Origin of the sequence: Phyllobacterium sp. UNC302MFCol5.2, assembly GCF_000686005.1 — a bacterium.
GTDB classification, from domain to species: domain Bacteria; phylum Pseudomonadota; class Alphaproteobacteria; order Rhizobiales; family Rhizobiaceae; genus Phyllobacterium; species Phyllobacterium pellucidum.
In genome coordinates this window covers 154,695-167,754 of the sequence record NZ_JMLL01000016.1, presented here as the reverse complement: position 1 = coordinate 167,754, position 13,060 = coordinate 154,695, and the positions used below count along the sequence as shown (strand labels likewise).

General features: G+C 58.4%; 14 protein-coding genes. 12 read left to right on the top strand and 2 right to left on the bottom strand.

Features of this window, described 5'->3' with window-relative positions; all coding sequences use genetic code 11:
* Positions 1-48: 48 nt before the first annotated feature.
* The 12 genes from BR48_RS0121120 (at position 49) to BR48_RS0121065 (ending at position 10,492) form a co-directional block, all read left to right on the top strand.
* Positions 49-585, top strand: a complete 537-nt coding sequence (locus BR48_RS0121120) for a DedA family protein (protein ID WP_027233128.1) — start codon at positions 49-51, stop codon at positions 583-585.
* A gap of 53 nt (positions 586-638) precedes the next feature.
* Positions 639-893, top strand: a complete 255-nt coding sequence (locus BR48_RS0121115) for a type II toxin-antitoxin system Phd/YefM family antitoxin (protein ID WP_027233127.1) — start codon at positions 639-641, stop codon at positions 891-893.
* Positions 893-1,327 (top strand): type II toxin-antitoxin system VapC family toxin, encoded by a 435-nt coding sequence (locus BR48_RS0121110; RefSeq protein WP_027233126.1) that lies wholly within the window; start codon positions 893-895, stop codon positions 1,325-1,327. Before BR48_RS0121115 ends, BR48_RS0121110 begins: the two co-directional genes overlap by 1 nt.
* Positions 1,328-1,421: 94 nt before the next feature.
* Entirely contained in the window at positions 1,422-1,688 is a 267-nt protein-coding gene (locus tag BR48_RS0121105; protein WP_027233125.1) for a DUF2277 domain-containing protein, read from the top strand.
* A 39-nt stretch (positions 1,689-1,727) separates the two neighbouring features.
* Positions 1,728-2,192 (top strand): hypothetical protein, encoded by a 465-nt coding sequence (locus BR48_RS0121100; protein ID WP_027233124.1) that lies wholly within the window; start codon positions 1,728-1,730, stop codon positions 2,190-2,192.
* 39 nt (positions 2,193-2,231) lie between these two features.
* Positions 2,232-2,888, top strand: a complete 657-nt coding sequence (locus BR48_RS0121095) for a 50S ribosomal protein L11 methyltransferase (protein ID WP_245273663.1) — start codon at positions 2,232-2,234, stop codon at positions 2,886-2,888.
* A 53-nt stretch (positions 2,889-2,941) separates the two neighbouring features.
* Entirely contained in the window at positions 2,942-3,835 is an 894-nt protein-coding gene (locus tag BR48_RS0121090; protein ID WP_027233122.1) for an alpha/beta hydrolase-fold protein, read from the top strand.
* A gap of 226 nt (positions 3,836-4,061) precedes the next feature.
* Entirely contained in the window at positions 4,062-6,233 is a 2,172-nt protein-coding gene (locus BR48_RS25200) for a TonB-dependent siderophore receptor (RefSeq protein ID WP_051615356.1), read from the top strand.
* Positions 6,233-7,021: an ATP-binding cassette domain-containing protein gene (locus BR48_RS0121080; protein ID WP_027233121.1), complete on the top strand. Its 789-nt coding sequence runs from the start codon at positions 6,233-6,235 to the stop codon at positions 7,019-7,021. Before BR48_RS25200 ends, BR48_RS0121080 begins: the two co-directional genes overlap by 1 nt.
* Before the next feature lie 2 nt (positions 7,022-7,023).
* Entirely contained in the window at positions 7,024-7,884 is an 861-nt protein-coding gene (locus BR48_RS0121075; RefSeq protein ID WP_027233120.1) for an ABC transporter substrate-binding protein, read from the top strand.
* Positions 7,881-9,875: a Fe(3+)-hydroxamate ABC transporter permease FhuB gene (gene fhuB, locus BR48_RS25195; protein WP_036815178.1), complete on the top strand. Its 1,995-nt coding sequence runs from the start codon at positions 7,881-7,883 to the stop codon at positions 9,873-9,875. Before BR48_RS0121075 ends, fhuB begins: the two co-directional genes overlap by 4 nt.
* Before the next feature lie 134 nt (positions 9,876-10,009).
* Positions 10,010-10,492 carry a class I SAM-dependent methyltransferase gene (locus BR48_RS0121065; RefSeq protein ID WP_027233119.1) on the top strand — a complete coding sequence of 161 codons (483 nt, stop codon included), beginning with the start codon at positions 10,010-10,012 and terminating at the stop codon, positions 10,490-10,492.
* On the opposite strand, the gene BR48_RS25190 is transcribed toward BR48_RS0121065, so the two are convergent.
* Both BR48_RS25190 and BR48_RS0121055 read right to left on the bottom strand, forming a co-directional pair.
* Entirely contained in the window at positions 10,445-11,281 is an 837-nt protein-coding gene (locus BR48_RS25190; RefSeq protein WP_245273662.1) for an FkbM family methyltransferase, read from the bottom strand. The genes BR48_RS0121065 and BR48_RS25190 overlap by 48 nt on opposite strands.
* Before the next feature lie 77 nt (positions 11,282-11,358).
* The gene (locus tag BR48_RS0121055) at positions 11,359-13,059 is read right to left on the bottom strand and encodes an adenylate/guanylate cyclase domain-containing protein (RefSeq protein ID WP_027233118.1); all 1,701 of its coding nucleotides are present in this window, start codon (positions 13,057-13,059) and stop codon (positions 11,359-11,361) included.
* Position 13,060 lies beyond the last annotated feature (1 nt).

The window sequence follows — 13,060 nt, the reverse complement described above, 5'->3', positions numbered from 1 at the left end:
AATGTCTAGGCTGTTTTTTAGAAACACGCTGGACAGGGACGCGGCCGCTTGCAATTTCTCACCGATGGAACAGCCTTCCTCGAACCCTACATCCGGCAATATGGCCTCTACGCCATCTTCGTCATTATTTATCTGGAATCGTTCGGCGCGCCACTTCCAGGCGAGAGTGCGCTGGTGGCTGCTGCGCTTCTCGCAACGCGCGGCGACTTTGCCATAATTGAACTCTTCCTGGCCGTCTGGGTTGCTGCCGTTATCGGCGACAGTACCGGATATGCCATTGGTCATTTCGGCGGTCGTCCATTGCTCCGTCGCTATGGCTGGATCGTGCGTCTCACGCCAGAGCGGCAACGATCCCTGGAAGAGCTTTTTGAAAAGCGCGGTCCGATCATTGTTTTCGGCGCCCGCTTCGTCGTTATCCTGCGCCAGTTGAACGGGCTTGTGGCCGGTTCGGTCGGCATGCATTTCGGACGATTTCTAATCGCCAATGCGCTTGGCGGCCTGCTTTGGGCGAGTGTGTGGACCTTTGGACCTTATTTTCTCGGCGATGCCTTCATGCAATGGCGCCATTGGGTCGGTTGGGCTTGAAGCGCCGGCAAAAGTAGTATATTTATAGAAAAATATACTAGATGGAGAATGCCGTGCGTGTTACCTATATGACAAGCGCTTCCTTCAATCAGAATCCAAGTCGGGCCAAGAAGGAAGCCAATGAGAGGCCCGTGGTCATAACAGACCATGGGGAGGCGAGCTATGTGCTCTTGCGCTACAGCGAATTCGAAGCAAACTGGAACAAGCCCAGGACCCTCTACGAGGCGCTTAGCGATCCTGATGCTCCCGAGACCAAGGAATTCGATCCGGAACGTATAGATTTCGATCGCAGGACGCCCAACTTCTGATGGCATTGCTGCTCGATACCAATGTGATTTCGGCAGCAAGGCGGCCGGAGAAGCAAGGCCGTGCTTTCCAGCAATTCCTGCAGGAATTCGACGTTGCAACTGCCTTCCTTTCTGCAATCACGATCATGGAGATCAAATTCGGTATTGAACGGGAAAAGCGGAACGACCCGGTCTTTGCCGCCGATCTCGAGCGCTGGCTGGATGGGATCGTATTGCCAAGCTTCGCGGGCCGTGTCCTGCCGTTCGACCTCGATGTCGCCATGCGCGCAGGCACGCTTGCAACCGCGGAAAAACGCCCGTCAGCGGATGCCATGATTGCTGCGACGGCCCTCGAACATGGACTGCGGATTGCCACCCGCAATATTGCGGACTTCACGCCATTTGAGGTCGCATGCTTCGACCCATGGAAGCACGAAGCATCCAAGGCACCTTGAGCGCCAATAGCGCCCTTGCTTTCCCTCTGACAGCCATTCGTGCTATTTCATATGGTCAGGCCGACTATTTTGTTGTCAGAACAGGAAGCAAGCCATGTGCCGCAACATCAAGACACTGTTCAATTTCGATCCTCCGGCAACACAGGACGAAATCGATGCATCCGCACTGCAATTCGTGCGCAAGCTCTCCGGCTTCAACAAGCCGTCGCAGGCGAATGCCGAAGCATTTGACCGCGCAGTGGCGGAGGTATCCGCTTCCGCGCGCCGTTTGCTGGCGTCACTCCATACGCACGCGCCGGCACGTGACCGGGAGGTCGAGGCCGAAAAATTGCGCGAACGTTCGCGTGCTCGATTCGCCTAGGGAAAGCCGCCGACCGCACTCAAAATGGGAGGGACCGGTATGCACAAGTGGACTCTTGTTTCAGCGGTTCTCGCCCTTGGTGTGTTCAGTGCGGGGCCGGTGCTGGCGCAAACCTGCGAGCGGGCTACGGCTACCTATGAGGCTGCAGTCGACGACTATCTGGGCGCAAAGTTCGCCCTCGACAGGGCTACCCAGCTTCTCGCCTCTGCGCGCTATGCAAGCATTATCGGAAAGATGAAGATCAACATCGCATTGCAGGAGACCGACGTCGCGCGCGCACTGCCCGGCTACATTGCATCGCTCGGCCCGGCCTACGCGGCGATCAATTCCATCGATGCGGCGTGTTCCACCGATGTGCTGGCCACACAGCATCGGCTGCCCGCGCAATTCAAGCAGAGGATCGATGACGACCTCGCTTCGTTACTGCAAGGCGGCGTCGACAAGCTTGCAAACGATCAGATGGCGGATACCAAGAGCATGTTCGATAGCACGAACAAGAAATAGGCGCTCGCTGCCACCGCCCTCATTAAGGATTCGCCGCATTTGCGCAGGATAGCCTCAGACGTCCGGGTGGACGTCAAATCGTTCATCATCGCGAACATGGAGGTGCGTCGGGCACCGCACGTTCCGGAACTTGACCTGTATAGGGCGCATCCTGGAAGCGGGCTCGGACGGCTCGTCGATTCAGAGAACGCCCCGGCACCCTATTGGGCCTATCACTGGGCAGGCGGGACGGTCATTGCCCGCCATATACTCGATCACCCGGAGGTAGTCTCGGGATTGCGTGTCCTCGACCTCGGATCAGGCTCAGGCGTTGTCGGCATCGCCGCAGCAAAGGCTGGCGCAGGGAAGGTCATCGCCGCCGACACCGATCCGAACGCGCTTGTCGCGACACAGCTTAATGCTCTCATCAATGGCGTAAACATTGAACCGATGAATGGCGACGTCACGATTGGTGACCCGCCCGGTGTCGATTTGATCCTTGTAGGCGATCTTTTCTATGATGAAGCAACGGCACGCCGGGTTACCGGGTTTCTGCTTCGCTGCGCGGCTGCCGGCATTCAAATTCTTATTGGTGATCCTGGTCGCTCCTATCTGCCCCGCACGCACCTGCGCCTGATCGCTGAGTACCTCGTCAGCGACTTTGCCGACGCCGAAGGTCGTGCCGTGAAGCCAAGCTCGGTTTATGCCTTCACCTAGCGGGCTCAATTTAATATTGACTGTTCAACTCATGTTTACTAACCCGTCGGGGCATGACAACCCAAAATAGCAACGCTGCCCTGATCGGCGGCACCACATTCCACGATGTCGTATCGGCAGAGAATGGGGCAACGTACCGCGTATTCATCTATCGCCCGCATGGCGATGCGCCCAAGGAAGGCTGGCCCGTTATCTACATGACCGATGGCAATGCCGTGATCGGGACCGCGGTCGATGTGATACGTGCCCAGGCTGATTATCCGAGCGGCACCAATGTTGCGCCAGGGGTGATTGTGACGATCGGTTACCCGGTCGATGCCGCATATGATCCCTTGCGCCGCTCGTGGGATCTCGGCGTGCCGCCCGGCAAGACCTATCCACCCTTCTATGAAAATACGCCGCCCGTTAAGACCGGAGGCGCCGAGGATTTCATCACGTTCATCGAGTATCAGATCAAGCCGATGGTCGAAGCGACCGTTCCGATCGATCGTAAGCGTCAGGCGTTGTTCGGCCATTCTTTCGGCGGCCTCTTTGTGCTGTACAGCCTCTTCACACGTCCCTCGGCATTCACCACCTGGATTGCGGCCAGCCCTTCGATCTATTGGGAAGACCGCGCCATCGAACAATTCTATCCGGCATTCGTGGCTACACCCGACACCAACGCTGGCGCGGCGCTGTATCTTTCCTGCGGCGCGTACGAGACCGAGAACCTGGCGCCGTTCCAGATCGGCGCACCCGACGAGGCGGAGCGCCTTGCACAAAAGAAGGTCACGCTCAACGATGTGTTGGCGATCGAAATGCGGGATCGCCTGAACAATTTGCCGGGCCGTCCGATCAGCGCCTCGTTCGAGCTTTACTCGGGCGAAACCCACATGTCGGTGCTGCCCGTGGCGGTCAATCGCGCCATTCAGCACGCCTTTGCCATCCGCAAGGTCCAATCCGACTAGCTCGCCGGCCGACGCGATGCGGGCGTCGTGAAATCGAGCGAGGTCAAGCCGCCTCGTCCCGCGTGTAACATCAAAGTCACACCCTGGATTGCAACCACGAGGTGCGCACTGGAAAAGTAATGGTCCTGGCTTGACTTATTTAATATGACAAATGTAGTCATGTTTAAACATGAGTAGAACTCATGAAACTTCCAGCAATGTCAATGGATTATACATGGGGTGGGTTATGCGCGTTCACGAAACCGATAGACGGTCTTTCAATTCGGTAGCGCCAAAGCAATTGACGTTCCTGTTGATGTCGACAGCGGTCGCCAGTCTGATGATGGCCGGCGTCGCGCGCTCCCAGGACGCAGGCAATATCCAGCTCAATACGATCGTCATCGATGGCGACAGCAACCCAGTCGGTCCTGATAAGGGCTATATCGCAAAGAACACCCTGACGGGCTCGAAAACCGACGTGCCGATCCGCGAAATTCCACAGTCGATCTCCGTCGTTACGCGCGAGCAGATGGATGACCGCATCGTCGACCGCGTCGAAGACGCCATAGCTTACACGTCGGGCGTTACGGCATCGCCCTGGGGGGTCGACGAGCGCTTCGATCAGTTTCTGATCCGCGGCTTTGACGTTGGTACCTATGCCGTATTCCGCGATGGTCTGCCGCAAAAAGCCATCGACTTTTCCGGCTTCAAATCCGAACCCTATGGAATGGAACGAGTCGAAGTCCTCAAGGGACCGTCCTCGGTTCTCTACGGCGAAAATGATGTGGCCGGCCTCGTCAACCTGGTGACGAAGCGACCGACAACCGACCCGTTCTACAGCGCCTATGCCGGCTATGGATCATTCAACACCTATGAACTTGGGATCGACGCCGGTGGACCGCTCGATAAGGAAGGCGTCTGGACCTATCGCTTGACAGGCCTGCTGCGCGACGGCGAACTGGAGACCGATTTCTCCCAGAACGATCGCGTGTACATCGCCCCGGCAATTACCTGGTCGCCCAGCGCTGACACGTCGCTGACAGTCCTTGCCAACTACCAGTGGGACAAGCTCACTCCCAATGCATTCCTTCCGGTTGCCAACCCGGCATTTCCCGACCTGCCGAAATTCTCGCGCAGCTTCACCACTGCACAACCGGGCTTCAACGACTTCGACGCCAATCACGGCTCGATCGGTTATCTTTTCGAACACAGCTTCAACGACGCATGGAAGGTTCGGCAGAACCTTCGCTATTCATCGCAGGATACCGACTATCGGCATCTCTACTATTCAAGCATGGCTGACGATACGACCATGAACCGGACGCTGTTCACGGTGGATGAGACAGCGACGATCTTCAGCGTCGACAACAACGTGCAGTACGATTACGAAAATGCCCGCATCAAGAACACATTGCTGATGGGTCTCGACTATACGCGCCAGACTGTCGACGGCCACAACGGCTACGGTGAGGGTCCGACTCTGGACATCACCAACCCCGACTACCATCTCGACATCGAATCGCCCGCAATCTATGTCGACCGCAAGCAGACGGTCGATCAAATCGGACTTTATGGACAGACCCAGACCAAGTTCGACGATCATTGGCTTCTTACGCTGGGCGGGCGCCAGTCGTGGGTGACGAACAAGAATTTCGACCGGTTGAGCGACACCTCCGATACCCAGGACGACAACGCCTTCACCGGTAAGGCCGGCCTTGGCTATCTCTTCGATAACGGTTTTACGCCCTATATCAGCTATACGGAATCGTTCAGTCCGGTCATTGGCCAGGGCTCCAGCGGCCAGACCTTTGCGCCTTCGGAGGGCAAGCAGTACGAAGCCGGCGTCAAATATGAGCCCGACTATTTCCCTGGCACGGTGACAGGCTCGGTATTCGAGATCACCAAGTCCAACGTGCTGACACCCGACCCGGTGGACCCGACGTTCCAGGTGCAAACCGGCGAGGTCCGACATCGCGGCTTTGAACTCGAATCCGTCGTCAACCTGTTCCATGGCGTCAGCCTGATCGCGAGCTACACCTATCTCGACGCCGAAATCACGTCGAGCAACATCGACGGGGAGGTTGGCAACCGTCCGGCGCTGGTGCCCGAACACCAGGCGGGTCTCTGGGCCAAGTATACATTCGAGACCGGCGCTCTCGAGGGTCTTAACGTCGGCTCGGGTGTTCGCTATGTCGGAAGTACGTATGGCGACAACGCCAATCTGATCAAGGTAGATAGCTACACGCTTGTCGACGCGCTGATCAGCTATGAAAAGAACGGCTGGAAGGGATCGCTGAAGGCGAGCAACATCTTCGACAAGGAGTATTACTCGACCTGTTCCAGCGACGACATCGGCAATCCCATGTGCATTTATGGCGAGGGCCGGGCCATCAAGGCCACGCTTTCGGCGAAGTTCTGATGGCTGCAATGACTGGAACTTCCTTCTCGCTAGATGGCATTGGCTTCGAGGTCGATGGCAAGGCACTGTTGCATCCATTGACGTTGAGCGTTCCAACCGGGGAGGTCGTCGGCATACTCGGGCATAATGGTTCGGGAAAGTCCACGCTCCTGAAGATACTGGCGCGGTTCCAATCCGCGACAGCGGGGCGGGCCGAATATGCCGGACAGGATCTCGTATCGTTTCGCACCAAGGACTATGCACGGCGCGTGGCTTACCTGCCGCAGCAGACGCCTGATACGGATGGCATGACGGTGCGCGAGGTCGTTGCCCTGGGACGTTATCCCTGGCACGGCGCGCTTGGCCGCTTTTCTGCCCTAGACAAGCTGAAGGTGGCGGAGGCGTTGAAGCTTACTTCGATGACGGCGCTCGCCGACCGCGTCGTTGATACGCTTTCGGGCGGCGAGCGTCAGCGGGCCTTTGTCGCCATGCTGATCGCGCAAGATACTGAATGCCTGTTGCTGGATGAGCCGATATCGGCGCTCGATATCAGCCACCAGATCGAGGTCATGGAACTCATTCGCATGCTGGCGCATGAGCACAAGAAAACTGTGCTGATCGTGCTCCACGATATCAACATGGCGGCGCGCTACTGCGACCGGCTCATCGCGCTTGCCGGTGGCCGTCTGGTGGCCCACGACGAAACCGCCGCCTTGATCACGGCGGAGCGTCTCGATGCGATCTACGGCGTTCGCATGGGCATTTTTCCGCACCCGCAGACGCAATCGCCAATCAGCTACGTTCTCTAGCCATGGCTACCCTCTCACGACGCGCATTTCTTCTCGGCACCATGGCGCTCGCGCCCACGCTTTCCATTGGGAGAAGCGGCGCAGCGACACTGCGTGTCGTCAGTCTCGACTATGGCCTGGCGCAAACGCTGATCGAAATCGGCGTTACCCCCATCGGCCTGATCGATACCCCAAGCTGGCCCATCTGGGCTGTCGAGCCCCCCCTCCCGCAAGGGATTGCCAACATGGGCGCGGCCCATGAGATCAACATGGAGCTTCTGCAGCTCCTGAAGCCTGACCTTATCCTGTCGACGCCCTATCTCGAATGGGTCAGGCCGCAGCTCGAACTGATTGCGCCTGTGAGGTCCTTTCCTATCCATGCGACAGGTACCTCGCCCTATCCCAATATCGTGGCCGCGACGCGCGAGCTCGGGAGCCTGCTCGGCAGAACGGCGGAAGCGGAAGCCCTTATCGAGCGTACCGCAAGCGAACTTGAGGCCGCCAAGGCCAAAGCGCAACATCTTGGCAAGCTCGCCGTCATGACCTTCATGGATGCTCGCAACATCCGCTTCTATGGACCGGGTGGCAATTTTCAGGATGTTCTCGACCGCCTGGGTCTCGAAAATGCCTGGAAGCGCCCAACCAATGAATGGGGTTTCAGCGATGGCGGCATCGCCGACCTCATTGAAGTCGGCGATAACTGGCTCTTCTACATGGATCCGGTGCCACCGGATGTTCTCGCCACGCTTCCCGGAAGCCCGCTTTGGCAAAGCATGCCGTTCGTCCAGAAAGACCGTGCGCGACGCATGGACAGTGTGCTCATGTTCGGCACCTTGCCCTCGATGACCCGCTTTGCGCGCCTGCTGGTGGAAGCCACCACATGAAACGTAAAGACGCCCAGCCATGGCTATGGATCGGCGCCCTCTGGGCCGCCGCGCTTGCCATTACCGCTTTGAACCTTTTGCCATCGCTGGAAGGGCTCAGCCTCGGCAGCCTGTTCTCGACCCCATCACCCGACGACAGCCGTGCGGTACTCGCGCATTACAGCCTCCTTCCCCGTCTCGCGATGGCAGCCATCTGCGGCTTCGCACTTGGACTTTCGGGCATGCTGTTCCAACATGTCCTGCGCAATCCTCTCGCATCGCCGTCAACGCTCGGCATCGAGGCCGGCGCGCAACTCAGCCTTGGCATTGCCATGCTCTGGTTTCCGGTAATCCTCGGCTGGAGCCGGGATATTTCCACTGCCTTTGGCGGGTTCGCCGCTGTCGGCATCGTTTTTGCCGTGGGCTGGAAATATAGATTCAATCCCGTCGTCGTCATTCTGACAGGCATGGTCACGGGGCTCTACTGCACTGCAGTCGTCACGTTGCTCACCCTCATGAACGACCACTACCTTGCCGGCCTTTTCATCTGGGGAGGCGGTTCACTAAATCAGAACGACTGGCGGCAGGTGGCGACCCTCACACCAAAAATCATCGGATGCTCTGTTCTCGCACTCCTGCTGGTCAAACAGCTCAGTGTTCTGACGCTCGGAGATGCCGCACAGGCCCTCGGGGTCAAGATACAAAGCATTCGCGCCGGCGCGCTCTTCGTTGCCGTTGCGTTGACTGCATTTACGGTCAGCGCGGTGGGGATCATTGGTTTCCTCGGTCTGGCGGCGCCGGCCATCGCGCGGGCCATCGGGGCAAGGCGCATCGCAACGCGGTTGATCGCGGCTTCGCTTGCAGGCGCGGCACTTCTCATCATCGTCGATCAGCTTGTGCAGTTTTACGGGGCGGTATCCGGGGTTAGCCTTCCGACCGGCGCAGTCACTGCAGTCATCGGGGCACCTTTCTTGTTGTTTCTGATGTTGAGGCGCAACGTGCCTAACGCGATCGCGGTTCAGGGGAAAGCGCTTATCGTAGCCACTCCAAGGCCTCGCTTGCTGTTGTCATTGCTTTTGTTGCTTTTGGCGGCGGCTGCTCTGCTTGCTATCGTTGTTGGCCGCGACATCAATGCAGGATGGGCAAGCCAGGCGGGCGAAACCCTGCGGTCGTTGTTGCCATGGCGCGTGCCGCGTCTAGTTGCCGCCATTTCTGCGGGCGTTCTGCTCGCCTTGTCAGGAAGCCTTTTGCAGAGGCTGACGGGCAACGCCCTCGCCAGTCCCGAGGTGCTTGGCGTGAGCGCCGGCACGGCGCTGGGACTGCTGTGCATGCTTTTTCTTGTCGCGCAGCCGACCTATGCTCACAGGCTGATCGGCGGCTTTTCCGGTGCCGGCGTGGTGCTCGTGATCCTCTTTGCCGTCAACCGGCGATCGCATGCGGGAAACCAGTTTCTGATCTTTGGCGTATCGCTCGGGGCACTTTTGACGGCGCTCGTTTCTGTCATCCTTGCTTCCGGCGATCCGCGCGCGCTCTTCCTTCTCAGTTGGATGGCCGGTTCTACCTATGGCGTTACGCCCCTGCTGGCATGGACGTCCGCGGCATTTGCGATCGCCGGCCTCTTCGCCGTGATATTGCTCGCGCGGCCCCTGCAGCATTTCGCGCTGGGGGACATCTCCGCCCATGCCCATGGCGTCGACATCAAGCGCTTCCGCGCCCTTATCCTGGGCCTTTCCGCGCTATTGACGGCCATTGCCACCCTGGTCGTCGGACCGTTGAGTTTCGTCGGATTGATGGCGCCTCATCTCGCGCAACGCGTCGGCTTGCCGCGCGGGACGACGCACATCCTGGGGTCGGCGCTCTTCGGGGCATTGCTGATGGCGGCAGCCGACTTTATCGGCCGAACCATTTATTTCCCGTGGCAACTACCCACGGGTCTCGTTGCAACATTGCTTGGCGGACCGATCTTTGCGGTGCTGATCATCCGCGGCAGCCGCCAGTCCGTGCAACATTAACATCCCCTTCTGGTTGCGAATAACGCCCCCTTGAGGGAGACATGGATCATATCCGAATGGCGATCCGTACAGGTCGACCCAATGGGGCGAACATGTTAAGCGGGTCAACGATATGATTGAGAACGGAGGCATTCATGAGCCGGCTTGACAGCTTCATTCACCGCTTGACCGCGCAACGCGATATTCTTAACGATATTCGCGAGACGGTGGACGAAATTGAAGGGCCGGTGCTTGAACTCGGACTCGGCAACGGCCGGACATTCGATCATCTCCGCGCGTTGTTTCCAGACAAACGCATCATCGCGTTCGACCGGGCGGTCGGCTCGCACAAGACGTCGACGCCCGCGCCCGAAAACATCGTCCTTGGCGAAATTCGCGAAACCGCCCAGACCTTCGTCGGCGTCGGCGCCGCGCTCGTCCATGTTGATATAGGCACCGGCTATGACGACAAGGATGCGATCACACTCACCTGGTTGCCGCAACTCGCTGCTGGCCTGCTTCGTCCGCAAGGCCTTGTCGTGAGCGGTCTCGAACTGCTTCACCCGCAACTTGAAGCATTGCCCATTTGCTCAAGCGTCCCGGTCGGCCGTTACTTCCTTTATCGCCGCATCGAATAGCAGCAGGTCGAATTGCCGTTCATTGACAGGGATCGTGGCGACCTTCGAGGCCTCAATGCTTTCCTCACGGAAAATCAGGCAATCCTCGTAGAATTTGGCCAGATATTTGACAAAGTCAGCAGTTCGTCCCTGGCCGTAGAAGGCCGGCGAAAATTCAAGGTAGACGGGGACACGCCGCGCGAGAAGCACTTCCATTGATCTGCAAGCCTGCGGTTCGTAGCCCTCTATATCCATCCAGACCAGGCCAATTTCCTCGCACCTTACCTGTGCTTCCTGCAGGATCGCTTCGACAGGCTTGACGGCGACAACGATGCAATGATCCTTGCTGCTTTGCCGGATCATGCTGCTCTTCCCGTGATTGTCGCGGTGCTGGAAAAAATCGATCTGACCGTCCGTGTCGCCCGCAGCGCAATTGAGGAGCGTAACACTGTCCGTCAGCCTGTTCTGCTCGATGTTGAGCCGAAGGAGTTCGAAATTGCGCGGATCGGGCTCAACGCTGACGATATGACCGAATGCCTTGCTCAAGGCGAAATAGACAGTTTGGGTGCCGATATTGCCGCCAAGTTCCAACAGCGTGGTTTGGGGCCCCAGCAATTGCCGGTCGCGCAGAATACTGAGCAGGCGATCGACGTGATCGCGGTCGAAATTACCTTTGCGGAAGACTTTCCTGCCGATGTAGTCGGACGGGGAAAAGCTCATGACGTGGTCGCCGCAATCCACTGTCATGGTAAGGACGCGCGGTCCAATTCCGTGAATCAGGACTTCGCGGCCGAGCCGCGTATTGAACATTCGCCGGGCTACTCGATCCCGAAGCCTGCGCCAGTGCCTGCCAAATGGCTTGTTAGCGAACATGTATGCGGCCCCGATTATACAAAACGCACGGTCAATTCCTGAGGGATGATGTAGACACGAAGCGGTTCGACGCGGCCCCGAATGGCAATCTCACGGCTTTCAAGCGTTTCGGTGTCGGACCCGGCGAGACGGATGGTCGGCTCGGAGACGACAATGGTCGCATCGAGCTCCTTCGCGATCGTCTCAAGCCTGCTCGCGACATTGACGGTATCGCCGATCGCTGTAAGGTTCTTCACCGTTCCGTAACCCATGGCACCGATAATTGCGGGCCCGGCGTGAACGCCGATGGCGACACGTATCGGCATCGACAGTTCTCCAGCAAGTTCTTCGTTCAGTCGTTCCATCTCGTGCGTGATCGTCGCCGCCGCCTTCAGCGCATTGCGGCAACCCTCCTCCGCCGAGCCGTTCAAGCCGAACAGCGCCATGGCACCGTCGCCGATAAACTTGTCCAGACGGCCACCCGACCGTTCGACGGCCTGCCCGACAATGGCGAAATAGCGATTGAGAAGGAAGACAATGTCGTATGGAAGGCGCGCCTCCGTCAGCATGGTAAAACTGCGGATATCACAGAAGAGAATTGCAATTTCCTGTTCACGTCCCGGATTGGTTTGCTGGCTGCCGACGGGCACGATGCCCTCGTTTGACGGCTGCAGGAGAGGGACGACACTGATGTCGCCAGAGGGGCGCAATTGACAGGCCAGCCGCACGCCGGGTTCTGCGCCGATACGCTTCAACGTCGCAAGCTCAGTGGATTCGGGCGGGGGAAGTTTCGATACACCCTCAATGACCTGAACCCGGCAGGTGGAACATCGCCCCTTGCCACCGCAGACTGCATAATGCGGTATTCCGCCAAGGCGGCTTGCTTCGAGAACGCTGAATCCACGCGGAACCCGCACCGTTTCACCGCCCGGATAGCGAACCTCGATCTGGTCGATGCGCTCCCGCCAGCTTCGGCGTGTGCGCAAGCCGATAACGCTGAGCAGCGTTGCAGCGAAAGCGCCGTAGAGCGTGTATTTGACGGTCTGAACGTCTTCAAGCCTCGCTTCACGAAGGTGCCTTGCAGGCGCCGGTTCGACGGCCCGGCCGTAACTTGACTGAATTGGCTCGCTCTCGAGAACGCGGCCCGTATCGGCAAATCCAAGCAGTGCAAGAACAGGAAGCAGGATGGCAACGGTCAGAAGGTACGGTGCAGCCTTGTTGTACCAGGAGCGATAACGCAGCCAGAAGTGGACGCCAATACAACCATGGGTCCAGATAATGAAGAGGGCAATGCTTTGCCGCAGGCCATTGGCTGGCGAGTCGATCCACAATCCACGAATGACGCTTTCGTAGGTCGGCTCAATTCCCGCTAGATCGAAACGAATACGTGTTGCCGCCACATGTTCGATGATGAAAAGAGGGATGAGCAATCCAAGCACGATCTGCAGCGCTTCGCGCGCAGGCATTACCAGGGTGCGGTGCTGATAGAGCGAACGCATGACCAGCGCCACGTGGACGACAACCGCTCCATAGAGCAGCACCGTGCCAGGCGGGCTGCGCCAGATGGCAATGAACCACAGGCGACCCGCTTCGGCGGCACTGAGCGAAATGAGGTTGAGTGCGTGGTTGGCGAGATGGAGTGATACGAAGACAAGCATGATCAAGCCGGAGGCCAGCCTTGTCCGGCGCAAGGATCGTTCTGAAATACCGGTCGGCTTGGTCGTGGCTGCTGTCATA